This is a genomic window from Virgisporangium aurantiacum (assembly GCF_016863635.1).
Lineage (GTDB): Bacteria > Actinomycetota > Actinomycetes > Mycobacteriales > Micromonosporaceae > Virgisporangium > Virgisporangium aurantiacum.
The window spans coordinates 55086-78568 of sequence record NZ_BOPG01000084.1 but is presented as its reverse complement, the minus strand read 5'-3'; the positions used below and the strand labels follow the sequence as shown (position 1 = coordinate 78568).

Genomic DNA, 23483 nt, shown 5'->3' with positions numbered 1-23483 from the left:
CCCCCGCCGCCTCCAACGAGTAGCTGAGGGTGCGAATGCTATCCGGCCAGGGCGTCGATCCGGCTCACCTCGTCGGCGTCGAGTTCGAAGCTGTACACGTCGAGGTTCGTTTCGATGCGTTCCTTGTGCGCCGACTTCGGGATCACCACCACCCGGTGCTCCAGGTGCCACCGCAGGATGACCTGGGGCACCGTGACCCCGTGCCGCTCGGCGATCTCGCGCAGCACCGGGTTGCGCAGGTCGCTGCCCTTCAACGGGCTGTAACCCTCGAGCACCACGCCGCGCTCGCGGCTCTCGGCCAGCGTCCGCTCCGAGTGACCGAACGGACTCCACGGGATCTGGTTCACGGTGGGCGTCTCACCGGTGGCGCCGGTCAGCTCGTCGATCTGCGCCGTGGAGTAGTTGCTCACCCCGATCGCCCGGGTCTGCCCCGCGTCGCGGGCGGCGATGAACTCGCGCCAGATCCGCACGCTCTGGCCACCGCCGGGCGGCCAGTGGATGAGCCACAGGTCGACCGAGTGGATGCCGAGCGCCTTGAGGCTGGCGGCGATCGTCTCCTGTTCCCGGCCGGCCCGCTCCGGCGGCAGCTTGGTGGTGACGAACACCTCCTCGCGCGGTACGCCGCTGTCGCGCAACGCCTGGCCGACCTCGGCCTCGTTGCGGTACATCGTGGCCGTGTCGAGGTGCCGGTAGCCGATCTCCAGCGCGTACCGGGTGGCGTCGTACGCCTCCTGGCCACGTAACTGCCAGGTGCCGAAGCCGACCAATGGCATCTCCGCGCCGTTGCTCAGGGTCACCGTCTGCGGGGTCATGCCGTCATTCTTCCGTGTCGGCCGGATTCGCGCGATCTTGTCTCTCCAGTTGCCAGACAGTCGACAGCTTCGTCTCGACGCTTTCCAGGTCGTGGGTGGTGGGGATCTCGTACCGGGCCACCGCCCGCAGCCCGGTGGGCGCGTAGGCGCGGCCGGGGTCGCCGGCGAGCACCACGGCACCCCGCTCGGCGGCCCGGCGCAGGAACGCCATCATGCGGGCGGAGAGTTCGCGGTTGTAGAAGACGTCGCCGGCGGTCACGACGTCGGCGTGGAGCTCGCTGTCATCTTCGGGGGCGTCGAGGACGTCGCCGAGGCGGGCGGTGACCGTGACGCCGTTCGCGGCGGCGTTCAGGGCCAGCGCGTCGAGCGCCGCCGGGTCGATCTCGGTGGCCGTCACCTCGCTCGCGCCCGCGCGGGCCGCGGCGATCGCGACCACCCCGCCCCCGGCGGCCAGGTCGAGGACCCGCCGGTTCCGCACGATCTCCGGGTGGTCGAGCACGTACCGGGCCACGGCCTGCCCGCCGGCCCAGGCGAACGCCCAGAACGGCGGCGGCAGGTGTCCACCGGCGGCACGCTCCGTGCGCTCCCACAGGCCGATCGCGTCGTCGGCCTGATGAAGAACGATCTCCGGGACGGCCGAAGCCCGGCGGATCGTGGTGTGCTCCTGTACGAATCCGGCCACGCGGTAACAGTTACCAGGTGAACACGTCGCCGACCACCGAGCCCTCGGGCAGCGCGCTGTCGTCGTAGGTCCACTTCGTGACCACCCGGTACCGCCCGGCCGCCAGGTCGAGCGTCTCCGGCCCGCAGTCGTGCCGGCTCGTGGCGTCGGTGAACTTCTTGTTCTCGCAGCCGAACGGGCCGGCCGCGGCCTTGCCGGAGTCGGCGTTCTCCACCACGATCTGGATGTCGGCCTCGGTGCCGGAGACCGCGCTGAGCGAACCCTTCACCCGCATGTTGGTGCCCAGCGCGTAGCAGGCGGTGCCGGTCGCCGGGTGGCCGACCGCCCAGCGCTTCTCGCTGCACTTCCACTCGCCGAGTTCCTCGGGTACCCCGCCCGGCGTCGAACTTGCGCTGACCGCTGGGGCACCTCCGCCGGTGCCCTCCGGGATCGGCAGCGCCGAACCGACGGACGGGGCGGCGGCCGCCGCGGCCCGCTTGCCGCCCGCACCCGGGCCACCGGTCGGCCCGGCCGTGCCGCCGCCCGGTCCGGCGGTGGCCTGGGCACCGGTGGCGCCGGAACCCTCGTCGACCGGCGCGCCGTGGGTCGCGTACCGCATTCCGAGGTAGCCGCTGAGGGCCAGGACGATCGCGATCGTCGCGGCCAGCGCGGAGATGGCGCGGCGCCGGGGGTGGCGCTGTTCGGGGACGGGCGTCAGGGTGCCCGGGTTGCTCGCGTTCTCGGGCTGCGGGCCGTCGGGGGTCTCGGGCTTGGCAAGGAGTTCGGGTTTGGCCGGGGTTTCGGGTTCGGCGACGCCCGGTTCCCGGCTGCCCGGTTCCCGGCCGCCCAATTCGCGACCAGAGCCGGCCGGTTCCCGGCCGCTGTGGTCCCGGCCGTTGAGTTCGCGGCTGCTCCGGGCGGAGATCTTGGGCCGCGGCGGTGGGCCGGCCCGGCCGGCCGCGGCGGCACCGATGTCGGTGAGCAGGAACGTCGGGCGCCGGTCGCCCCTGCGCACCGGCCGGATCGCCTCCACGCCGACGGTCTCGGCCGCCAGCTTGCGCAGCGTGGTGCGGAGCGTCTTCGCGTCCGGCCGTTGGGCCGGGTCACGGTCGAGGCAGGCCTCGATGAGGGCCCACACGCGGGGCGCCATCCCGGCCAGCGGCAGCGCGGTGGCGCGGGTGTGCCGCACCAGGATCGCGGTGTCGACGCCGTCGCCGTCGAACGGCGGGCGCCCGGCGAGTAACTCGTACAGCATGATGCCGAGCCCGTAGACGTCGGCCGCGGGCGTGGCCGGCGAGCCCTCGATGACCTCCGGCGCCATGTAGTTCGGGGTGCCGAGCACCGCGCCCGACGTGGTCATCCGCGGACCGTCGAGCACCCGGGCGATGCCGAAGTCGGTGAGCCGCAGCCGGATGCCGCCGTCCATCCGCGGCGCGAGCAGGACGTTGTCGGGCTTGAGGTCGCGGTGCACCACCGCCTTGCCGTGCGCGGCCGCCAACCCGTCGGCCACCTGGGCGAGCAGTTCGGCCGCCTCGGCGGCGGGCAGGGAACCCCGCTGTCGCAGCAGTTCCCGCAACGTGCCGCCGCTGACCAGGTCGAGCACCAGCGCGAGCCGGCCGTCGACGGTGGTGAGCAGGTCGTGGACGGCCACCAGGTTCTCGTGCCGCATCCGCAGCAGGATGCCGCGCTCCTGCAGGAACCGGGCGGTCGCCTTGGGCGCGTCGGTGCCCAGGTCACGGAGGATCTTGATGGCGTACTCGCGACCGGTGGCGGTGGCGCGGGCGCGCCACACCGTCCCGTGCGCACCGCGCCCGATCTCCTCGATCAGCTGGTACGTCCGCGTGACGACGTCCCCATCCGGTGTGAGCACCGTCGGGTTGAGCGGTATCTCGGTGGGTGGCACCGGGGCAATTTATCGACGCGCGAAGAGATCACGATGAGATTTGCACAAATGTCCCCCAGGTGTGGGCGTGTCGTGTCGCGTCGAAACTTTCAGAGGAGGCGGTGTTTTTGGATTTTGCCCATGTGGTTACGGGGGAGAGCGTCGAGGAACACGACTTTGCGGGGGCGTTTGTGTTTCGACAACGTCGTCGCCACATGGGTGATCAGGGCATCCGCGGTGACGGGATCGGCCACGACGAAGGCGATTATCTCCTCGCCGAGGTCGTCGTCCGGGCGGCCCAGCACCGCGACTTCCCGCACGGCGGGGTGGGTGAGCAGGGCATCTTCGACCTCACCGGCACCGATTCGGAATCCGCCGCTCTTGATCAGGTCGCCTTTCATGCGACCGAGAATTCGGTGCACGCCATTCGCATCGATTGTCGCCGCATCGCCGGTTCGGAACCATCCGTCGGCCGTGTAAGCATTTCGAGTGGCGTCGGCGCGGTGGGCGTAACCATTGAAGAGCGTGCGACCGCGGACCTGGAGTTCGCCCACGGCCTGGCCTGGTTCGGGCGCCACGCGCGTCTCCACGCCGGGCAGTGCGGTGCCGACGGCGCCCGGCCGGCGCGGCCCGTCCGCTCTCGCGCTGACGGTGATCAATGTCTCGGTCATACCGTAACGCTCGACCGGTCGGTGGCCGGTGAGCGCGTGCAGCGCCGCGAAGACCGGCCCGGGCAGCGCCGCGGAGCCCGAGACCAGCAGGCGCGCCGGGCGCAGGGCCCGCGCGCAGGCCGGGTCCGCGGCCACCCGCGACCAGACCGTCGGGACGCCGAAGTAGAGCGTGGCACCGGCGGCGGCGTAGCGGGCCGGCACGGGCCGGCCGGTGTGCACGAGCCGGCAACCGGTGCGCAGCGCGCCGAGCACGCCCAGCACCAGCCCGTGCACGTGGTACAGCGGCAGGCCGTGCGCGAGCGTGTCGTCGGGGGTCCACTGCCAGGCCTCGGCGAGCGCGTCGAGGTCGGCGGCGATCGCGGCGGCGGAGAGTTCGGCGCCCTTCGGCGGGCCGGTGGTGCCGCTGGTGTAGAGGATCAGCGCGGTTTCGCCGGCCGTTGCCGGCGCGGACGGGACGGGGAGATCGGTGCTCGACCCGCCGTCGAGCAGGACGGTGGCCCGGCTGTCGGTGAGGATGTGGCGCAGTTCGGTCGGGCCGGAGTCGGGCGGCACCGGCACCACCGGAACACCGGCGTGCAGGCCGGCGACGATCGCGACCACCGTCTGCAGGGTGGGGTGCGCGACCACCGCGACGGGGCCGGCGCCGGTCAGCCGGTCGGCGAGGGCGGCGGCCCGCTCGTAGAGATCGGCGTGGGTCAGCGTCTCGCCGTCGACGGTGATCGTGGTGTCGGCCGGGTCTCGCCGCAGGACGTTGTGCACCCGCCCATCTCAGCAGGTCGGCGTCGCGGCGCACATCCGCTGCGCCGCGCGGCGGCCGAGGTCGACGGCCTGTTCCGAGGTGAAGCCGTCAACGGCGATGCGGATCTCGGTGATCAGGTCGCCCTGCCGGATCAGGATCCGCCAGGCCGGCGGGCCGCCGACGGTGCGGGTCTCGCGCATGAGGAGCGACTCGTCGCCCCAGGCGCTGTCGACGATCATGAACGTGCCGACGTTCTCGGCGTTGCCGCCGATGGGAACGGTGGCGCACGGCCCGCCCTTGCCGAACATCGCGCGCGCTTCCGAGATCAGTTTCGGGGCGACCTGCGCCGGCTGCCGCGACAGTTCCTGCACGGCGTACATCTCGTTCGGGTACCTCAGCCACCGCTGGCGGAAGCCCAGGTGGTCGACGCGCTTCCCCCACGCGGCGGGTGACCGGCCGCAGTAGGAGAGCATCGTGGCGAGCGAGCCGCGGTCGTCGACCCGCTCCTCGTTACCGGTGACGCCCGCACCGAGGTCGCTCGCCGACAGCATGGCCTCCGGCGGGATCGGGCCGGTGCTCGTCGGTGTGGTGACGGCGGAGGTCGACGGGGTCGCCGACGGCGTGCGGCGTGGCTGGGCGGACCGGGGCGACGCCGAACTCGGCGTCACCGTCACGGGCGCGGCGGAACTGGGCTCGGCCGGCGCCACCGGACCGGGCGCCGCGGGCAGTTCCGCCGCGTACGGCGTGTTGCTTGCGCTCAGGGTCAGGCCGACCGACGACACCACGGCCAGAACGGTGAACGCCACGACGGCCAAGCGGGGACGAAAAGACTTCGTCACACCATCTAGACGCGGCCCTGCCTCGGAACGGTTGTCGTCCGGGGCCGGAAGTTATCGAACTGTCGATTTGGCGTCGGCCACGTGCCCGGAGGTCGCGGTGCAGACCACGATGTCCGGCTGGCGACGGGCCGGTTCGGTCTTGGTGCGGTCTTTCAACAGCGGTTCCCGATCTTTCGGCACAGTGCCCCCTCGGTTAGACCGACCGTGTCGATGGCACTGTATGCGTATCCGGTTGCGTGCTTTCCGTAATTGTCTCGGAATTGTCACGGTGTCCACCGAAGAGTGGACGGCCGTACCGGCGGCCGTCGTCCGTTCGCTCCCAGCGAACAGACGTTGGTTCGCACTCTAACTACATCAGCGGGCTAGGTTCGATTGGTGACACACGCTGAATCCCAGCCTGTTCTGCCCCGACCGCCTGCCGACCTTCCCCGTACCGTCGGCGAGTTGCGTGCGAGCGGTCACCGGTACCGCACGGTGAAGGCGGAGCTCCGCGAGAACCTGCTGGCCCGCATCCGTGCCGGGCAGCCCAGGTTCGAGGGCATCGTCGGTTACGACGCCACGGTGCTGCCCGAACTCGAGCGCGCCCTCCTCGCCGGCCACGACCTGGTGCTGCTCGGCGAGCGCGGCCAGGGAAAGACCCGCGTCATCAGGTCGCTGATCTCCCTGCTCGACGAGTGGACGCCGGTGATCGCCGGCTCCGAGCTCAACGAGCACCCGTTCCACCCGGTGGGCCCGGCCTCGATCCGGGCGGCCGCCGAAGACGGCGACGACCTCAGGGTCGCCTGGTTGCACCGCTCGATGCGGTACGGCGAGAAGCTCGCCACGCCCGACACCAGCGTCGGCGACCTCATCGGCGACATCGACCCGATCCGGGTGGCCGAGGGCCGCACGCTGGGCGACCCGGAGACGATCCACTTCGGCCTCGTGCCCCGCACCAACCGCGGCATCTTCGCCGTGAACGAGCTGCCCGACCTGGCCGAGCGCATCCAGGTGGCGCTGCTCAACGTGCTGGAGGAGCGCGACATCCAGGTCCGCGGTTACCAGTTGCGGCTGCCGCTCGACGTGCTGCTCGTCGCCAGCGCCAACCCGGAGGACTACACCAACCGCGGCCGCATCATCACGCCGCTGAAAGACCGGTTCGGCGCCGAGATTCGCACCCACTACCCGCTCGACCTCGACTTCGAGATCGACCTGGTGCGTCAGGAAGCGGCGCTGGTCGCCGAGGTGCCCGACCACCTGCTCGAAGTGGTGGCCCGGTACACCCGCGCGGTGCGCGAGTCGCCGGCCGTCGACGCCCGCTCGGGCGTGTCGGCCCGGTTCGGGATCGCCGCGGCGGAAACCATCGCCGCGTCGGCGCTGCGCCGGCACGCCCTGCTCGCCGAGGCCGAGGCGGTGGCGCGCGTCGGCGACGCGGTCACGGTCACCAGCACGCTGCGCGGCAAGGTCGAGTTCGAGAGCGGCGAGGAGGGCCGGGAGACCGAGATCCTCGCGCACCTGCTGCGCACCGCCACCGCCGAGACGTTCCGGGCCCGGCTCGCCGGCATCGACCTCAGCGGTTTCACCGGTCTGGTGGCCGAGGGCGAGGTGATCGAGACCGGTGAGCTGGTCGCGGCCGCCGACGTGCTCCAGCAGGTGGGCACCGTGCCGGGCCTGGCCAAGGTGCTCGAACGGCTCGGCTTCGGCGACGCGCCGACCGCGGGCGAGGCGGCGTCCGGCATCGAGTTCGTGCTCGAGGGCCTGCACCTCAGCCGCCGCCTGTCGAAGGACCTGACCGACGACGGCCGCACGGTCTACGGATCGCGATGACGATCAACCGGTACGGTGCCTGGCGGGGCGGGCCCGACCCGCTCGCCCCGCCGTACGACGTGCGCGCGGCCGTCGACCAGGTCGGCGCCGAGGTGCTGGCCGGCGGCAGCCTGCGCGACGCGCTGCGCAACCTGCTCCGGCGTGGCCCGGAGGGCGGGCGCGGGCTCGACGACCTGCTGGCGCGGGCGCGAAGGCTGCGCCGCGAGGCGATGCGGCGCGGCAACCTCGACGGCGCCGTCACCCGGGCACAGGCCCGGCTCGACCAGGCCCTTGCCGCCGAGCGCGACGAGCTCGCCCAGCGCGACGACGACAACGCCCGGTTCGCCGAGGCGCAGCTCGACAACCTGCCCCGGTCGACGGCGCGGGCGGTCGAGGAGCTGGCGAACTACGACTGGGCCAGCGCCGAGGCCCGCCAGATCTACCAGCAGATTCTCGACGGGCTGCGCAACGACGTCCTGGAACAGCGGTTCGCCGGCATGAAGCAGGCCCTGCAGAACGCCGGGCCGGAGGCGGGTGCCGCCGTCAAGCAGATGCTCAGCGACCTCAACGACCTGCTCGGCCGGCACGCCCGCGGCGAAGACACGGCCGACGCGTTCAACGAGTTCATGGAGAAGCACGGCGACTTCTTCCCGGAGCAGCCGGGCTCGATCGACGAGCTGATCGACACGCTGGCCCGCCGGGCCGCCGCGGCCGAGCGGCTCATGCGCTCGCTCACCCCGGAGCAGCGCGAGGAACTGGCCGGCCTGATGGCGCAGGCGCTCGGCGGCGCCGACCTGTCCGGCGAGCTGGCCGCGCTGTCGGCCAACCTGCGCACGCTGCGTCCCGACCTGAACTGGGACCAGCGGAGCCGGGTGCGCGGCGAGGGCGAACTCGGGTACGGCGAGGCGGCCGGCGCTCTGGGCGACATCGCCGACCTCGACGACCTGCTCGACCAGATCGGCCAGCAGCACCCGGGCGCCACCCTCGACGACATCGACGTCGAGTCGGTGTCGCGCCAACTCGGCCGCGACGCCGCCGACGAGGTGCGCCGGCTGCAGGAACTCGAACGGGAACTGCGCCGGCAGGGCTGGCTGGAGCGGGGCGCGGAAGGGCTCGGGCTCAGCCCGAAGGCGCTGCGCCGGCTCGGTGGCACGGCGCTGCGGCACGTGTTCGCCCACCTCGAATCGGGCCGGCGCGGGCAGCACGACCTGCGCAGCGCCGGCGCGGCCGGTGAGCTCACCGGCGCGTCGCGGTCGTGGGAGTTCGGCGACGAGCAACCGCTCGACGTCGTGCGCACGGTGGCCAACGCGGTGCGACGGCCGGGTCCGGTCCGGCTCAAGGTCGACGACTTCGAGGTGGCCGAGACCGAGCGGCGCGCCTCGGCCGCGGTGGCGCTGTGCGTCGACCTGTCGTTCTCGATGGTCGCCGAGGGCCGGTGGGGCCCGATGAAGCAGACGGCGCTCGCCCTCTCGCACCTGGTGGCGACGAAGTTCCCGCAGGACGCGCTGCAGATCATCGGGTTCGGCCGGTACGCGATGACGCTGTCGCAGGGCGAACTGGCGGCGGTCGATCCCGACATGGTGCAGGGCACGAACCTGCACCACGCGCTCAAGCTGGCCGGCCGGCACCTGCGCAAGCACTCCGACGCCGAGCCGGTGGTGCTGGTGGTCACCGACGGCGAGCCGACCGCCCACCTCGAAGCGGACGGCGAGCCGGTGTTCCACTGGCCACCGCTGCACGAGACGATCTCGCTCACGGTGCGCGAGGTCGACCAGCTCACGAGGTACGGCGCTACGTTGAACGTGTTCATGCTGGGCGAGGATCCCGGTCTGCGCCGGTTCGTCGACGCGGTGGCGCGGCGCAGCGGTGGCCGCGTCTTCACCCCCGACGTCGACGACCTCGGCCAGTACGTGGTCAACGACTACATCCGGGCCAGGCGGGGCCGGCGCGGCCGCGCCGCCTAAAACGGCGCGGCCGCGCCGCTTGAGACGGCGCGGCCGGGCTGCCTAGCTGAGGATCACCAGGCGCTGCGTCGCGCGGGTCATCGCGACGTACCGGTCCACCGCACCTTCGATGCCGGTGCCGAACCGCTCCGGGTCGATCAGCACGACCAGGTCGAACTCCAGGCCCTTCGACAGTTCGGGCGTCAGCGACCGCACCCGTCCCACGCCCTCGAACGTCGGGTCGCCGATGACACACGCGAGTCCCTCGGGGTTCGCAGCGAGCCAGGCGTCGAGGATCGGGCCGAGGTCCCGCACCGACCCGTGCGTCACCGGTACGCCGTTGCTGCGGATCGACGTCGGCACGTTGGCGTCCGGCAGGGCGGCCCGGATCACCGGTTCGGCCTCGGTCATGACCTCCGCCGGCGTCCGGTAGTTGATCGTCAGCGTCGCGATGTCGACGCGGTCCAGGCCGACGCGCGCGAGCCGGTCCCGCCACGACTCGGTGAAGCCGCGCCGGGCCTGGGCCCGGTCACCGACGATCGTGAAGCTCCGGGACGGGCACCGCAGCAGGAGCATCTGCCACTCCGCGTCGGTGAGTTCCTGCGCCTCGTCGACCACGATGTGCGCGAACGGGCCGGCGAGCAGGTCGGGGTCGGCGTCGGGCGGCCCGGCCCCTTCGACCAGCACGTCGCGCATGTCCTGCTGGGTCAGCATCACCAGCAGGCCCTCGCCGTCGTCGTAGGAGTGCGCTTCGAGCAGGTCGTCGACCACCGTGGCCATCCGCGCGCGTTCGGCGGCGACGGCGGCCCCGCGCACCCGCGCCCGCCGCGACGCCTCCGGATCGCCGAGGCGCTGCCGGGCCGCGTCCAGAAACGGCAGATCGGCGACGGTCCAGGCTTTCGGTGCCGGGCGCTGCAATTTTGTGACGTCGTGAGCACCCAGCCACGGCGCGCACCGGCGCAGGTAGGCGGGCACGGTCCACAGGTCGCCGACGAGGTCGGCCGCTTCGAGCAGCGGCCACGCGCGGCTGAACGCGGTGGCCAGGTCCCGGTTCCGCTCCAGCGACCGGCGCAGCAGGTGCTCCGGTTCGTCGCCGTCGTACTTGTCCAGCAGGATCGTCAGCAGTTCCGCCCAGACCTGGTCGCGGGCCTCGTTGTGCGGGGTGCCGGGGTCGGGCGCCTCGAACGCCGCCGCCCAGTCGTCGGCGGTCAGGAAGACCTCGGACTCGTGGATGGCCACCCGCATGCCCGTCGCCGGCGGCTCCTCGTAGAACCGCACGGCCGCCTCGATCGCCGTCACCAACCGGGCCGACGATTTCAGCGCCGCCACCTCCGGATCCGTCTCGGCGACCGCGGCCGCTCCCTCGACGACCAGGTCGCGCAGGGTGCAGGTCTGCACGTCGTCCTCGCCGAGGTTGGGCAGAACGTCCGACACGTAGGCCAGGTACGGCTCGTGCGGGCCGACGAACAGCACGGCACCCCGCCGGTGACCGAGGCGCGGGTCGGAGTACAGCAGGTAGGCGGTGCGGTGCAGGGCGACGACCGTCTTGCCGGTACCCGGCCCGCCGTCGACCACGAGCGCGCCGCCGGACCCGGCCCGGATGATGGCGTCCTGGTCGGCCTGGATGGTGCCGAGCACGTCCCGCATCCGGGGCGACCGGCTGTCGCCCAGGCTGGCGATGAACGCCGACTGGTCGTCGAGGGCGGCGCGGTGCCCGTCGAACCCGTCGGCGGTGAACACCTCGTCCCAGTAGTCGGTGATCCGGCCGCGGGTCCACCGGTACCGGCGCCGGCTGGTGAGGCCCATCGGGTTGGCGTGCGTGGCGCCGAAGAATGGCTCGGCGGCCGGCGACCGCCAGTCGACCAGCAGCCGGCGCCCGTCGCTGTCGGTGAGCCCCTGCCGCCCGATGTACACGGGTTCGTCGTCGGCGCCGACCATGTGCCCGAGGCACAGGTCGACCCCGAACCGGCTCAGGGTGCGCAGGCGCGCGGTCAGCCGGCGGACCTCCTCGTCGCGGTCCACCGCCTGCCGCCCCTTCCGGGCGGGCGACCTGCGGGCGGCCTCCAGCCGGTCCGACAACTCGGTGACCGTCCGCTCAAGGCTCTCCGCGATGACGGCGAAGTGCTTCTCGTCGCGGGCGATCAACGCCGGGTCCGACTTGGGGGCGAGATTGTCGGGAAGCTCGAACGCGCTGGTGGTCAGCTGATTCACGTCAGCGAGTTTGCGCCAGAACCCGGGTCTTGCCGCAAGACCCCACCTGTGTTATACGTTGAATACGGAAGGGAGATCTCCCTTCCATTTTTTGTGCCCCGCGCCCGGTCAGTCGTCCAGGAGCTGGTGCCGCAGCGAGGCCAGGGCCTTGGTGATCAGGCGGGAGACGTGCATCTGGGAGATGCCCATCTCGGCCGCGATCTGCGACTGGGTCAGGTTGCCGTAGAACCGCATCGCCAGGATGCGTTGCTCGCGTGCGGGCAGGGTGGCCAGCAACGGCGGCAGCGCCACCCGGGCGTCGACCTCGGCCAGGTCGGTGTCCTCGGTGCCGATGAGGTCCACCAGCGTGCTCGCGCCGTCCTCGCCGCCGGCGGGCGCGTCGAGGGACAGGCTGTGGTAGGCACCGGCGGCCTCCAGGGCCTCGATCGTCTCCTCCTCGCCGATCTCCAGGTGCTTGGCGAGGTCGGCGACGGTCGGTGACCGGCCGAGCCGCTGGGTGAGCTCGTCGGTGGCCCGGTTGATCTGCAGGCTCAGCTCCTGCAGCCGGCGCGGGACGCGCACGTGCCAGGTCTTGTCGCGGAAATGCCGCTTCAGTTCGCCGGCGATGAACGGAACGGCGTAACTGGAGAAGCTGACCCCGCGGTCCGGATCGAACCCGTCGGCGGCCTTGATGAGCGCCAGGTTCGCGACCTGCACGAGGTCGTCGAACGGCTCGCCGCGGTTGCGGAAGCGGGCCGCGAGGTGCGTGGCCAGCGGCAGCAGGTCTTCGATGATGCGGGCGCGGAGTTGGCCGTACTCGGGGCTGCCGGGCTCCAATTTCGCCAACCGGCCGAGCATGGATTCGGAGCTGTTGGCGTCGTCCCGGTTTCGGACGGGCTTACCGCCGCCGGCTCTGTTGTCCGCGGCCGAGTCACCGGCCACAGTTTGCTCCTCCTGCACGCGCAGATCCTCACGGTTCCGGGATCGGTCGGGGTGACCGTTGACATTCCCAAGCGGCCCGTTCCTCACACGCGCGCTTCCCGTGGCGTCCGTAATAGCGGCATTGTTCACTCGACCGTCGCGTCCGGGCGACATGCGGGTCGGCCACGGCGGGTATGACCACGGGCATGAGCTCCGAGGTACACGACCACCGACCGCTGTTCCACGACCCCCGCCTGGACGAGCTCGACTTCGCACATGTTCTGGACAACCTCGGCGACTACCGGGTCGACTTCGACGACGAGGACGAGCCGCTCCTCCTCGACAAGGACGGCAACGTCGTCGAGACGTGGCGGGAGGACTACCCGTACCCGGAGCGGATGTCCCGCGAGCAGTATGACCGCGAGAAGCGGCAGTTGCAGATCGAACTGCTGAAACTGCAGAAGTGGATCAAGCTGAACGGCCAGAAGCTGGTCATCCTGTTCGAGGGCCGCGACGCCGCCGGCAAGGGCGGCACCATCAAGCGGTTCACCGAGCACCTGAACCCCCGCGGCGCCAGCGTGGTGGCGCTGGAGAAGCCCAGCGAGCGCGAGTCCACCCAGTGGTACTTCCAGCGTTACCTGGCCCACCTCCCGGCGGCGGGCGAGATCGTGCTGTTCGACCGGTCCTGGTACAACCGCGCCGGCGTCGACCGGGTGATGGGCTTCTGCACCCGCACCGACTACCTGGAGTTCATGCGCCAGACCCCGGATCTTGAACGCATGCTGGTCCGGTCGGGCATCCACCTCGTGAAGTTCTGGTTCTCGGTGTCGCGCGACGAGCAGCGCACCCGGTTCGCGATCCGGCAGATCGACCCGGTACGCCAGTGGAAGCTCTCCCCGATGGACATCGCCTCGCTCGACAAGTGGGACGACTACACCGAGGCCAAGGAGGCGATGTTCTTCTACACCGACACCGCCGACGCGCCGTGGATCGTGGTGAAGAGCAACGACAAGAAGCGGGCCCGGCTGGAGGCGATCCGGCACGTGCTCGCCCAGTTCGACTACGACGACAAGGACACCGGGGTCGCGATCGCGGCCGACCCGAAGATCGTCGGTCGGGGCCTGCGCGAGATCGACGACGATCTCAGTCGCATATCGACCTTCCCCAACCTGTAGCGGGACCTTCGGCGTGGCTCAAACCTGCTACAAGTGGCAAGGTGAGCGACCAGCCTCAATATCCTCCGCAGTACCCGTACGGACAGCTGCCGCAGTATCCGTCGATGTCGGGCGACTACCAGGTACCGCAGCCGGTGTTCCAGCTCGCCCCCGACGGCCGGCCGTTGTCGAACGCGGGCGCGCGGCTCGGCGCCCGCGTCATCGACGGGCTGATCCAGTTCGTCCTGCTGATCGCGGGCGGGTTCGTCGTCGGCATGGCGGTGAAGCTGATCAGCTACCTCACCGGAGACCAATCCCCGGTCCTGGTGGTCGTCGCGGTCGTCGGCATCACGGCGGTCGTCGTCGTCTCCCAGTACGCGTACGAGGTGGAGGTCCCGCTGCGGTGGAACGGGCAGACGCCCGGCAAGCGGATGCTGAAGATCGCGATCGCGCCGCTGGAGCCCGGTGCGCGGCTGAGCCGCGGGCAGTTGGCCGGCCGGTGGGGCCTGGTCCTGCTGTTCAACCTGCTGGCGAACTGCTACATCGGGCTGATCGACCCGCTGTGGTGCCTGTGGGACAAGCCGTACCGGCAGTGCCTGCACGACAAGCCGGCCAAGACGGTGGTGGTCAGGCTAGCCGCCTGACCTGCTCGGCGGTCAGTTCGATCGTGGCGGCCGCCACGTTCTCGGCGAGGTGCTCGGGCGAGCGGGTGCCCGGGATCGGCAGCACCACCGGCGACCGGTGCAGCAGCCAGGCGAGCGCGACCTGCGTCGGTGTCGCGCCGGTCTCGGCGGCGACGGCGGTGAGCCGGGCGTCGGAACGACCGCCCGCGACCGGCAGCCAGGGCACGAACGTCGTGCCGACGTCGGTGCAGTACTCGACCACCGGCTCGTGGGTGCGGTCGGCCCAGTTGTAGAGGTTCTGCACGGCCGTGATCGGCACCACCTTCTCGGCCTCGGCCAGCTGCTCCCGCGTCACCTCGGAAAGCCCGACCCCGGCGACCTTGCCCTCGTCGCGGAGTTCGCGCAGCGCGCCGAGCTGGTCCTCGAACGGAACCTTCGGATCGACCCGGTGCAGGTAGAACAGGTCGAGCCGGTCGACCCGCAGCCGGCGCAGGCTCAGCTCGGCCTGTTGCCGCAGGTACTCCGGGCGGCCGAGGGGCACCCACGCACTCCGGCCCGGCCGCGACTGCCCGGCTTTCGTGGCGATCGTCAGCTCGGCCGGGTACGGGTACAGCGCCTCGGCGATCAGCTCCTCGTTGTCGCCGAGCCCGTACGAGTCGGCGGTGTCGATGTGGGTGACGCCGAGGTCGACGGCCCGGCGCAGCACGGCCCGCGCCGCCTCCCGGTCGGGCGTCGGCTCCCAGGCGCCGGGGCCGGTCAGTCGCAGTGCGCCGAAGCCGACGCGCATCTTCTCCATGCGTCGGACTCTGGCTGAACGGGCTACGGAAGCCGAAGATTTTAGTGTGGGCTAAATGGATAGGGTTGACGCATGGCTTTGCGGCTCGCCCGGACCAACGAGGAAGCCCACCTCTTCATGGACCTGCATCCGTGTGAATGCGGCGAGATCAGGTTCCCGCGCAGCAGCTCCGTCATCGACACCGGTGACGGCGACCTGGCCAGCCACTACACCGGCACCTGCCCGCAGGACGGCCGGCAGCGCGAGTTCACCTTCCGCCTGCCGCAGCAGATCCTGCCGCCGCCCGCCGACGGATCGGTGCGCTACGGCGGCCCCGAGGTGTCGGAACTGCTCGATCCCGGCGAGTGGCTCAGCGTCGCCGACGCCTACGCCCGCAACGTGCCGGCCGACACCGCGGCCCTGACCGCCGACGGCCTGGCCCGGGCCAAGGCCATGCTGAACCGGGCCGCGGCCGCGATCGACGAGGTGCTGAAGTTCGTCCCCGCCGGCGCCGACCGGGTGCCCGAGCAGGCGTTCGTCACCGACCGCGGCCGGGCCGCGTACGCCAAGGAGCCCGGCCGGTTCCGCAGCCTCCGGCTCGAAGCGGTGCGCAGCACCTACACGAACATCGCCGCTCAGCTCTGAACTTCATCCAGGTACACGGCGTTCGACCCGACCAGCGCCGGCAGCGCGGCGACGAACTCGGCCAGTACGGCGTCGGCCGCGATCGGAACACCCGTGGCCCGCGAGTTCGCGGTCGCGAACGCCTCGCACACCGCCCAGATGCTGACGCTGATCGTTCCCCACTGCCACAGCTCGTAGACCAGCGGCGACACGGTGATCACGGGCTCGAACCCGTACAGCCCGATGCCGTACCGGTCGGGCGCCTCGGGCGTGTTGCCGAGGGCGATCAGGATCGGCACCGCCTTGTGCTTCTTCGCGAACGCCTCCGGGTCGCTCGGCTCCACCAGCAACCCGTCGTCCAGGAGCTGGTCGATGACGGCGTCGGCGTCGTCGACCTTCGCCGCCGCGGCGATCTCCGCCCGGCCCCAGGGCGCGCCGAGGTTGCCCGGTCGCCGGTGCGCGGCCGCCCACACCAGGAACGGCTCGGGGTCGGTGAACGAGACGCGGCTGCGGCCGATCCGCACGGTCCGGTACCCGGGCGGGTGCTCGGAGCCGGTGTAGTGGCCGACGGGCAGGATCATCGCGCCGCCTCCGGGTAGATCGGCTCGACGTAGACGACGCTCATCGCGAGCAGGTGGTGCAGGTTGGCGAGCAGGTCGCCGGCCAGTTCGTCCGGCTCGTCGGGTCCCACCGCTTCGCACGCCTCCCACAGGCTGCCGGCCAGCTGGCACGCGTCCCACAGGTCGTAGACGTCGCGGGTCACGTGGACCATCGGCCGGTCGAACAGCCCGATCGCGAACAGTTCCGGCCGCTCGGCCGTGTTGCCCAGCCCCAGCATCCGGTGGCCCATCCGGTGCGAGCGGGCGAACCCGCTTCCGGCGGCCGGGTCGACCTCGACGGCCAACCCGATCTCGATCAGCGTGTCGAGGAGCTCGTCGACGTCGGCACCGGCCGCGTCGGCCACCGCGGCCCGCGTCCAGGGCCGGTCGCCGACCTGGTCGGGCAGCCCGTGCGTGAGCGCCCACGCGCCGAAGTGCCGGTCGTTGAGCCGGATCACCTCGGTGCCGAGGCGCACGTCACGGGTGTGCGTGTCGCCCACGTACCGGGTGCCGAGGAACTGGCCGAGCGGCACGACGATCGCTGTCATGCCGTCACCAACGTGCGGAGCTGGTGACCGAAGTCGTTGATGTCGTCGGCCAGCGGCACGAGGTGCCGTTCGCGCACCGCGTCGGCCGCCGCGCCGGGCTGCCCGGTCATCGCGTCCTCCGGAAGGAAGAAGATGGCGTCGGCCGCGGGCGGGGACACCCGCACCACCAACAGGCCGCCCGACGGCGCGGCGAAGACCAGGTGGTCGGTGGAGAGCCACGGCCGCCGGTACAACGCGTCGGCGGCAAAAAGATCAAAAGGACGAAAGTGCTGGTGGACGCCGAACAGCGGCCGCTCTTCGAACAGCACGAACGGGCAGCCGGGAATGCCGTGCTCGCCGACGATGTACGCGCCGTTGGTCGCGCCGAGCCAGGCCCGGTACACCGGTGGCAACGTGCGGCCCAGCCCGGTTTCGAGCATCGCCAGCCGCCCCGGGTCGAGTCGCCCGTACGGTCGGATGTCGCTGTCAGCCAAGGAACACCTCCGGCAGGCTGGTCTCGGACGGCAGCTCGAACCCGAACACCTGCCGGCTGATCTCCTCGGCCTGCTGCCGGCTCACCGGGTTCGGCGACCCGCTCGACCGGGCGCCGGTGGCTTCCCAGCGCCGGGTGCGCGGGCCGTCCGGCAGCATCGCGACCACGAGGAGTCCGGTCGGCCGGTCGGCCTGGTCGGCGAGCGCGTAGTACGCGAAACTCGGCCCGGCCGCGACGGGGGTCCGCTGAACCGGCACGGACACGGCCGCCCGCCCGGTCGCGGAAGCCTGCGCGGGAACGGCGGCTGGTTGGACGGGCCCGGCCGGATCGGTGGCCGACAGCAGCGCCGCCACGCCGAAGCCGGTGGCCGGGACCGCACGCTCCGGCTGTTCGGGGACGTCGGGCCCCGGCTTCTCGATCGCCTCCGGTTCCGCGACCGGCTCCGGCTTCTCGATCCGCTCCGGTTCCGCGATCCGCTCGGGTCCCGCGATCGGCTCCGGTTCTGCGATCGGCTCTGCGACCGGCTCTGCGACCGGCTCCGGTTCCGCGCCGGGCTCAGGTTCCGCGGTCGGCCCGGGCTCGGCGACCGGCTCGGGCTTGGCGACCTGCTCTGCGATCGGCTCCGGTTCTGCGATCGGCTCGGGCTCGGCGATCGGCTCGGCGACCGGCTCGACGACCGGCTCGACGACCGGCTCGGCGACCGGCTCGGCGACCGGCTCGGCGACCGGCTCTGCGACCGGCTCTGCGACCGGCTCCGGCTCGGCGGTCGGCTCGGGTTCCGCGACCGGTTCTGGGATCGGCTCGGGCTCGGGGTCCGGCGGGCGGGGTGGACGTTGCGGTGGAACCGACGGGGCCGGCCGCACCGGCGACACGGCCCGGACGGCGGCCGCCACCAGGTCGGGCACCAGGGCTAGCGTGCGCGGCTCGGCCGGCCGGTACACGCCGACGTAGTGGAAGTCGTGGGTGCTCAACAGCGTCAGCGCGTGCGGGTTGCCGTTGTGCGCGGACCGGAACTCGGCGCGGGCCCGGCGGCGGTCGGCGTCGCGCAGGTCGGACCGGCCCTGGTCGGTGGTGAGGTCGACGTCGGGCGCCGCGTCCAGCGCGATCGGGTCGACGCCGTCGGCCGCGTACGGGGTCAGGTCGGGCCGGCCGGTGAGGTCGATGTAGATGCCGGTGGCCGTGGCCTTCTCGGCGAGCGCCGGGTCGAGGTCGCGGATCACGGCCAGCCGGTCGGGCGGCAGGCCGATCACCTGGCCGGCGTACGCGGGCAGCCCGGGGACGCTGGCCGGCATCGCCTCGCCGGCCACGGCCAGCCGGTGCAGCCGGTCGGCCACGTCGGCGGCGACCGTCGCGGCCGCGCCGGCCTTGCGGCTCGAACCGGTCAACGTGCTCGTGAACGCGTCGGCCAGCCGCTCCTCGAAGTCGCGCTGCCAGCCCCGCTGCGGCGCGTTCAGCCGGGCCGGGTCGGCGGCCAGCACCGTGGCGACCGCCTTCGGCGTCAGGAGCGGGGTGGCCAGGGCGAGCAGGGCGGCCGCGAGGTCGGGCGGCAGCGTCGTCCAGCGTCCGTTGGCCTCCGCGGTGCCGGGCCGCACGCCGAGGTCGTCGATGAGCGCGGCGATCTCGGCCCGCAGGCCGACCTTGCCGTCGGTGTCGGCGCTGGGATAGGCCGCGATGAGCTGACGGAGCTCGCGCAGCCGGGCGCCGTCGTGGACGGTCGGCCGCGCGGGGTCGAACAGCCCGGTGACCGTTGGGGGCGGCGTCGCCGCCAGCGACCCGACCGGCCGCCCACCCGCGTCGAGCAGGATCGACCAGACGCGGTCGACGTCGGCCACGTACGGCGGGCCCTCGCCCGACACCTCGCGCGACGGGTTGTCGAGCCAGAACACCCCGCCGCCGCGGTTGGCCGCGGTGAGCAGGTACGGCCCCGGGTTCGGCGCCTGCCAGGTGACCATGACCAGCGCCGTTGCGCCGGAACCCGCGTCGAGCAGCCGCTGGGCGACCCGCGCGAGGCCGGCCGGGCCCGTTCCGTCGGCGCAGAACGACGCACCGAGCAGCCACTCCCGGTGCCCGGTCTCGATCGACCGCTGGTCGCCAGGTGTCGGGACCACCACCGGCGCCGGCCGCGGCACCGGGTCCCAGCCGCCGGCCTCGGTGACCGCGATGCCCAGCGCCGGAAGCAGCACCTGACAACTGCGGCACGGCGGCCGGAGCGCGCCGTGCGGGCGGCCGTTGGCGTCACCGATCTGCCGCACGGTGAGCATCGCGCCCCGGAACGTCTCGAACACGTAGGTGCGGAGGTCTCCGGGCCGGCCCTCGGCCGTCCAGCGCTGTTCGACCTGGTAGAGACGGTTGGAGACGAGCGTCGACTCGACGCACTGCCCGAGGCCGGCCCGCTGGCCGCGCCGGTTGAGCGCCGCCAGCGTCTCGGACAGCATCGCGGTGGCGAGCGGGTGCCGCCCCAGCGGCTCGCGCAGGCTCGTCTCGGTGGTGATCACGCCGTCCGAAAGAATCAACGCCGCGGCCGTTCCGTGCCCCCGGGCCACCTCCGCGCGCGGACCGCGCAGCGCGCCGCCGAGCCCGCGAGCGGCGGACACCAGCGCCGCAGGGCTCTCCGGACCATCGAGCGATGCCGGAGCCAGTTGCCAGCTCATCGTGCCGCCGCCGGTGAGGCCGGCGGACCGCTGGAACGAGGACGGGTCGACCACCACGCTGCCTTTCGACCTGGTAACCATACTGAGCGAAGGCGACTTCGGTGCACCGGAAGGAATCAACCGTGATGAGTCGAGCCGATGCGGCCGAGGCGGTACGGGAGCATTTCGGCTGTGCCCCGGCCGAACTCGGGCTGGCCGAGTTCGAAGAGGCATTCGTCGCGTGGCGGCAGGTGGCCTGGTCCGGCCCGGTTCCCGCGGTCACCACGCAGCCCACCGTCGTGGTCGACAAGGAGACCGGTGAGCTGACGCCGTGGGGCGCGCTGCCGGCCGACCTGGTCGCCACCCAGTACGCCGCGCACCGGGCCGCCCGCGACCGGTTCCCGCCCGACGTGCGGGCGGCACTGGAAACGGCCGGTTGGTGGCCGGCCCGCGACCGGGCCGCCGTGGTGACGGCGTGGCTGGCCACCCCGCAGGTCGCCACCGCGTTCGCCGGCGTCGACTTCACCGGTGCCGCGCTGGCGGCGCTGACCGAGTTCGGCGGCCTGCGGATTTCGCAACGGGGGGTGGGTGAGTCGGCCGACGGCGGGTTCGCCAGCCGGTTCTTCCCGATCCCCGACCGGGTGGGCGCCGACGGGCTCCGGTCGTTCATCGCGCGCACCGGAATCGCCGTCGCACCGGTCGGTGACCATGAAGACGGCCCCGGCGACCTCGTGATCGACGGCGACGGCCGGGTGTTCCTGCTGCACTGGGCCGACGACTACCTGGTGGCCGACTCGTTCGACGCGGCACTGGTGTGGATGGTGCGCGGCGGGCCGCTGCTACCCCTCGAGTAGCGGCACCACGCGGTCCTGCAGGGCCCGGAACGTCACCGTGCCCAGGACCTTGCGCTGGCGCTTCTCCGACGGGTGACCCAGGTGCACCTGCTCGCCGTCGAACCAGAGCACGTAGCTGGAGTCGGGCTCCTGCGGATCGCCGTACGCCGTCTGGTCGTGGAGGAACCACAGCGTGCCCCGCCCGCCCATCGGGTACGCGCCGATGAACAGGTCGGCCAGGTCGGCGGCGAACTCCCGGAACTCGGGCGGCCGCAGCCAGCCCGACACGTCGAGCCGCAGCACGCCCTCGTCGACCGTGGCCCGGCACTCGCAGTGCGGCAGGCCACGGAGCTCCTTGAACACCTCGGACCGGGTGTTCTCGGTGACCGGCCCGTACGGCCGCAGCCGCCCGACCCAGCCGTCGAAGTTCCATGGGTCGGGAGGCTCACCGACAAGCTCGACCCAGGCGTCCTCACCAATTTCCAAGCGGCCAACCACCAGCACGCGCCGGCCTCCTACGCCCCGCCCTATGAATCGCGCCCCAGTATCGCAGGCGACGGCCGCACGGGATGCCCACCGAGCGGCCGTTGTGGATACGCTCGGCCGGTGTCCGAACCGCGCGCCTATCCGGCCACGGCCGCCGCACTGCTCGTCAAGGGCCGGGTGCACACGCACTCGTCGGTCCGCGGCGACCTGCCGCCCGAACTGCACCCGATGATCCGCCGGGTACTGGCCACCCTGCCGGTGCCGCGGCGCGAGCGGTACGTGGGCTGGTGCGCCGAGCCGGTGCTGCTCTCCGACCAGCTGTTCGCCGCGGGCGCCGACCTGCCGCCCGGCCTCGACCTCACGCCGGCGCAGGCGCAGGCCGCACTGCGCGGCGCCCGCCTGGTGGTGACGCGGGTGCGCGAGGACGGCGACCCGACCCACGGCGCGGTGCAGCCACCGTGCCGCTCGTGCGCCGTGCTGCTGGATCTCTTCGGGGTCGAGGTGGACGCATGAGGGCGCTGCCGCTCGACGTCGAGGCCGCTCTCCGGGCGGTGGGCTGGGACCCGCAGACGCGCGACGAGCCGCGGGCCCACCGGTGGGCGCTCATGCTGGCCGGCTACGCCACCCCCGACGGGCGCAGCCACCCGATCGTGCCGCCGGCGATCGAGGTGTTCGCCCGGTACGGCGGGGTCGAGATGCCGGCCGGCGAGGAGGGGCGGCAGGTGGCGCCGGGCGGGTTCCGGCTCGACCCGGGCCGGGTGCAGGCCACCGTCGCCACGCTGGCCGCACTGGGCAGCGCCCTGCACACCAAGCTGACCCCGATCGGCGACGAGGGCGGCGGCACCGGTCTCCTCGCGATCGACGGCGACGGACGGGTGTTCGTGGTCGACCACACCGGCGAGTGGTTCCTCGGCGACACCATCGAAGACGCGCTGACCGCGCTGGTGCTGGGCATCCAGCCGGCCCGGATCAAGCGCGACGGGACCTGGTGATCACGGGTCGACCTTCTGGCCCTTCCCGATCACCACGATGCCGTTGGCCGACACCGTGAACCGCTCGCGGTCACGGTCGAGGTCGACGCCGATCTGCGCCCCCTCGGGCACCATGACGTTCTTGTCCAGGATCGCGTTGCGGACCACGGCGTTGCGTCCGATGTCGACGCCCTCCATGAGCACCGACCCCGACACGGTCGCCCACGAGTGGACCTTGACGTTCGGCGACACCACCGAGTTCTCCACCAGCGACCCGGAGATGACCACGCCCGGCGACACCATCGAGCCGACCGCGCGGCCCACCCGGCCCTCCCAGCCGTGCACGAACTTCGCCGGCGGCCACGGGCGGTAGTCGGTGTAGATCGGCCACTCGTAGTTGTAGAGGTTGAACACCGGGTGGATGTCGATCAGGTCCATGTGCGCGTCGTAGAACGAGTCGAGCGTTCCGACGTCGCGCCAGTAGCCGCGGTCGCGGTCGGTGCTGCCGGGCAGTTCGTTCTCGCGGAAGTCGTACACGTTGGCCAGGCCGCGCTCGACCAGCATCGGAATGATGCTGCCGCCCATGTCGTGCTTGCTGTCGGAGTTCTTGGCGTCTTCGGTGATGACCTCGACCAGCAGGTCGGTGGAGAAGACGTAGTTGCCCATCGAGGCGTAGATCTCGTCGGGCGCGTCGGGCAGGCCCACGGCGTCGGTGGGCTTCTCGCGGAACGCGCGGATCTGCCGGCCGTCGGGCCCGACCTCGATGACGCCGAACTGGTCGGCCGTCGACAACGGCTGCCGGATGCCGGCGACGGTGACCCCGGCGCCGGACGCGATGTGGTCGGCCACCATCTGCGCCGGGTCCATGCGGTAGATGTGGTCGGCCCCGAACACGATGACGTAGTCGGGCTTCTCGTCGTTGATGAGGTTGAAGCTCTGGTAGATCGCGTCGGCCGACCCGGCGAACCAGCGGGGCCCGAGGCGCTGCTGCGCCGGCACCGGTGCCACGTAGTTGCCCAGCAACGTCGACATCCGCCAGGTCTTCGTGATGTGCCGGTCGAGCGAGTGCGACTTGTACTGGGTGAGCACGACTATCTTCAGGTACCCGGCGTTGGCCAGGTTGGACAGGACGAAGTCGATCATTCGGTAGATTCCGCCGAATGGGACTCCGGGCTTCGCCCGGTCTGCGGTGAGCGGCATCAAACGCTTGCCCTCGCCGCCGGCGAGCACGATCGACAGCACCTTCGGAGCCATGAAATGACGCTAACCACCTTCGGAGGTTGGCACCAGCGGGACGCCGCAACTTGCGGGCGAACCCTTTGCGA

At 72.0% G+C, this 23483-nt stretch carries 22 protein-coding genes; 8 read left to right on the top strand and 14 right to left on the bottom strand.

Translation table 11 applies throughout. From position 1 onward, the window contains the following. Positions 1-38: 38 nt before the first annotated feature. The 5 genes from Vau01_RS52095 to Vau01_RS52075 form a co-directional block, all read right to left on the bottom strand. Complete coding sequence (locus tag Vau01_RS52095) at positions 39-812, bottom strand: aldo/keto reductase (protein WP_239152669.1); 774 nt, start codon at positions 810-812, stop codon at positions 39-41. A gap of 4 nt (positions 813-816) precedes the next feature. Next, positions 817-1494: a class I SAM-dependent methyltransferase gene (locus tag Vau01_RS52090; protein WP_204008876.1), complete on the bottom strand. Its 678-nt coding sequence runs from the start codon at positions 1492-1494 to the stop codon at positions 817-819. Positions 1495-1504: 10 nt separating this feature from the next. Beyond that, entirely contained in the window at positions 1505-3376 is a 1872-nt protein-coding gene (locus tag Vau01_RS52085; protein WP_204008874.1) for a serine/threonine-protein kinase, read from the bottom strand. A gap of 89 nt (positions 3377-3465) precedes the next feature. Further along, positions 3466-4785 carry an AMP-binding protein gene (locus Vau01_RS52080; RefSeq protein WP_204008873.1) on the bottom strand — a complete coding sequence of 440 codons (1320 nt, stop codon included), beginning with the start codon at positions 4783-4785 and terminating at the stop codon, positions 3466-3468. Positions 4786-4794: 9 nt separating this feature from the next. Further along, positions 4795-5580, bottom strand: coding sequence for a PDZ domain-containing protein (locus tag Vau01_RS52075; protein WP_204008872.1), 786 nt, complete (start codon positions 5578-5580; stop codon positions 4795-4797). A 399-nt stretch (positions 5581-5979) separates the two neighbouring features. Here Vau01_RS52075 and Vau01_RS52070 point away from each other — a divergent pair, with 399 nt between their 5' ends. After that, positions 5980-7410, top strand: coding sequence for a sigma 54-interacting transcriptional regulator (locus Vau01_RS52070; RefSeq protein ID WP_204008871.1), 1431 nt, complete (start codon positions 5980-5982; stop codon positions 7408-7410). Continuing rightward, positions 7407-9353 carry a vWA domain-containing protein gene (locus Vau01_RS52065; protein ID WP_204008870.1) on the top strand — a complete coding sequence of 649 codons (1947 nt, stop codon included), beginning with the start codon at positions 7407-7409 and terminating at the stop codon, positions 9351-9353. The genes Vau01_RS52070 and Vau01_RS52065 overlap by 4 nt, the downstream gene beginning before the upstream one ends. A gap of 42 nt (positions 9354-9395) precedes the next feature. Here the strand turns inward: Vau01_RS52065 and helR are convergent, their stop codons facing one another. Then, complete coding sequence (helR, locus tag Vau01_RS52060; RefSeq protein ID WP_204008912.1) at positions 9396-11534, bottom strand: RNA polymerase recycling motor ATPase HelR; 2139 nt, start codon at positions 11532-11534, stop codon at positions 9396-9398. A gap of 117 nt (positions 11535-11651) precedes the next feature. Next, positions 11652-12482, bottom strand: a complete 831-nt coding sequence (locus tag Vau01_RS52055) for an RNA polymerase sigma factor SigF (RefSeq protein WP_373320446.1) — start codon at positions 12480-12482, stop codon at positions 11652-11654. 167 nt (positions 12483-12649) lie between these two features. Between Vau01_RS52055 and ppk2 the strand changes: the two genes are divergently transcribed. Both ppk2 and Vau01_RS52045 read left to right on the top strand, forming a co-directional pair. Beyond that, positions 12650-13618, top strand: coding sequence for a polyphosphate kinase 2 (gene ppk2 / locus Vau01_RS52050; protein WP_204008869.1), 969 nt, complete (start codon positions 12650-12652; stop codon positions 13616-13618). 41 nt (positions 13619-13659) lie between these two features. Next, positions 13660-14241: an RDD family protein gene (locus Vau01_RS52045; protein WP_204008868.1), complete on the top strand. Its 582-nt coding sequence runs from the start codon at positions 13660-13662 to the stop codon at positions 14239-14241. Here Vau01_RS52045 and Vau01_RS52040 read toward each other — a convergent pair. After that, positions 14225-15016, bottom strand: coding sequence for an aldo/keto reductase (locus Vau01_RS52040; RefSeq protein ID WP_204008867.1), 792 nt, complete (start codon positions 15014-15016; stop codon positions 14225-14227). The two genes, Vau01_RS52045 and Vau01_RS52040, sit on opposite strands and share 17 nt — an antisense overlap. Positions 15017-15088: 72 nt before the next feature. Between Vau01_RS52040 and Vau01_RS52035 the strand changes: the two genes are divergently transcribed. Further along, positions 15089-15640, top strand: coding sequence for a hypothetical protein (locus Vau01_RS52035; RefSeq protein WP_204008866.1), 552 nt, complete (start codon positions 15089-15091; stop codon positions 15638-15640). Here the strand turns inward: Vau01_RS52035 and Vau01_RS52030 are convergent. Genes Vau01_RS52030 through Vau01_RS52015 form a run of 4 tightly spaced genes read right to left on the bottom strand, consistent with a single transcriptional unit; the run spans position 15631 to position 19946 of the window. After that, positions 15631-16200 (bottom strand): hypothetical protein, encoded by a 570-nt coding sequence (locus Vau01_RS52030; RefSeq protein WP_204008864.1) that lies wholly within the window; start codon positions 16198-16200, stop codon positions 15631-15633. The genes Vau01_RS52035 and Vau01_RS52030 overlap by 10 nt on opposite strands. Continuing rightward, complete coding sequence (locus Vau01_RS52025; RefSeq protein WP_204008862.1) at positions 16197-16766, bottom strand: hypothetical protein; 570 nt, start codon at positions 16764-16766, stop codon at positions 16197-16199. The genes Vau01_RS52030 and Vau01_RS52025 overlap by 4 nt, the downstream gene beginning before the upstream one ends. Next, positions 16763-17239 (bottom strand): SMI1/KNR4 family protein, encoded by a 477-nt coding sequence (locus Vau01_RS52020; protein WP_204008861.1) that lies wholly within the window; start codon positions 17237-17239, stop codon positions 16763-16765. The genes Vau01_RS52025 and Vau01_RS52020 overlap by 4 nt, the downstream gene beginning before the upstream one ends. After that, positions 17232-19946, bottom strand: a complete 2715-nt coding sequence (locus Vau01_RS52015) for a YwqJ-related putative deaminase (protein ID WP_204008859.1) — start codon at positions 19944-19946, stop codon at positions 17232-17234. Before Vau01_RS52015 ends, Vau01_RS52020 begins: the two co-directional genes overlap by 8 nt. A gap of 68 nt (positions 19947-20014) precedes the next feature. Here Vau01_RS52015 and Vau01_RS52010 point away from each other — a divergent pair, with 68 nt between their 5' ends. Next, positions 20015-20722: an SUKH-3 domain-containing protein gene (locus tag Vau01_RS52010; RefSeq protein ID WP_204008858.1), complete on the top strand. Its 708-nt coding sequence runs from the start codon at positions 20015-20017 to the stop codon at positions 20720-20722. Here the strand turns inward: Vau01_RS52010 and Vau01_RS52005 are convergent. After that, positions 20708-21187, bottom strand: a complete 480-nt coding sequence (locus tag Vau01_RS52005) for a hypothetical protein (protein ID WP_204008856.1) — start codon at positions 21185-21187, stop codon at positions 20708-20710. The two genes, Vau01_RS52010 and Vau01_RS52005, sit on opposite strands and share 15 nt — an antisense overlap. Before the next feature lie 120 nt (positions 21188-21307). Here Vau01_RS52005 and Vau01_RS52000 point away from each other — a divergent pair, with 120 nt between their 5' ends. Together Vau01_RS52000 and Vau01_RS51995 are read left to right on the top strand one after the other, a co-directional pair. After that, entirely contained in the window at positions 21308-21700 is a 393-nt protein-coding gene (locus tag Vau01_RS52000) for a YwqJ-related putative deaminase (protein WP_204008854.1), read from the top strand. Continuing rightward, complete coding sequence (locus Vau01_RS51995; protein WP_204008853.1) at positions 21697-22179, top strand: SUKH-3 domain-containing protein; 483 nt, start codon at positions 21697-21699, stop codon at positions 22177-22179. The genes Vau01_RS52000 and Vau01_RS51995 overlap by 4 nt, the downstream gene beginning before the upstream one ends. Here Vau01_RS51995 and glgC read toward each other — a convergent pair whose 3' ends face one another. Beyond that, positions 22180-23412 carry a glucose-1-phosphate adenylyltransferase gene (gene glgC / locus Vau01_RS51990; protein WP_204008852.1) on the bottom strand — a complete coding sequence of 411 codons (1233 nt, stop codon included), beginning with the start codon at positions 23410-23412 and terminating at the stop codon, positions 22180-22182. Positions 23413-23483: the final 71 nt, after the last annotated feature.

What these genes read in the sequence shown, in the direction of transcription:
- Vau01_RS52035 (WP_204008866.1), top strand. Translation starts at nt 15,089, where the DNA reads ATGGCTTTGCGGCTCGCCCGGACCAACGAGGAAGCCCACCTCTTCATG.
- ppk2 (WP_204008869.1), top strand. Translation starts at nt 12,650, where the DNA reads ATGAGCTCCGAGGTACACGACCACCGACCGCTGTTCCACGACCCCCGC.
- Vau01_RS51995 (WP_204008853.1), top strand. Translation starts at nt 21,697, where the DNA reads ATGAGGGCGCTGCCGCTCGACGTCGAGGCCGCTCTCCGGGCGGTGGGC.
- Vau01_RS52095 (WP_239152669.1), bottom strand. Translation starts at nt 812, where the DNA reads ATGACCCCGCAGACGGTGACCCTGAGCAACGGCGCGGAGATGCCATTG.
- Vau01_RS52025 (WP_204008862.1), bottom strand. Translation starts at nt 16,766, where the DNA reads ATGACAGCGATCGTCGTGCCGCTCGGCCAGTTCCTCGGCACCCGGTAC.
- glgC (WP_204008852.1), bottom strand. Translation starts at nt 23,412, where the DNA reads ATGGCTCCGAAGGTGCTGTCGATCGTGCTCGCCGGCGGCGAGGGCAAG.
- Vau01_RS52030 (WP_204008864.1), bottom strand. Translation starts at nt 16,200, where the DNA reads ATGATCCTGCCCGTCGGCCACTACACCGGCTCCGAGCACCCGCCCGGG.
- Vau01_RS52040 (WP_204008867.1), bottom strand. Translation starts at nt 15,016, where the DNA reads ATGGAGAAGATGCGCGTCGGCTTCGGCGCACTGCGACTGACCGGCCCC.
- Vau01_RS52065 (WP_204008870.1), top strand. Translation starts at nt 7,407, where the DNA reads ATGACGATCAACCGGTACGGTGCCTGGCGGGGCGGGCCCGACCCGCTC.
- Vau01_RS52010 (WP_204008858.1), top strand. Translation starts at nt 20,015, where the DNA reads ATGAGTCGAGCCGATGCGGCCGAGGCGGTACGGGAGCATTTCGGCTGT.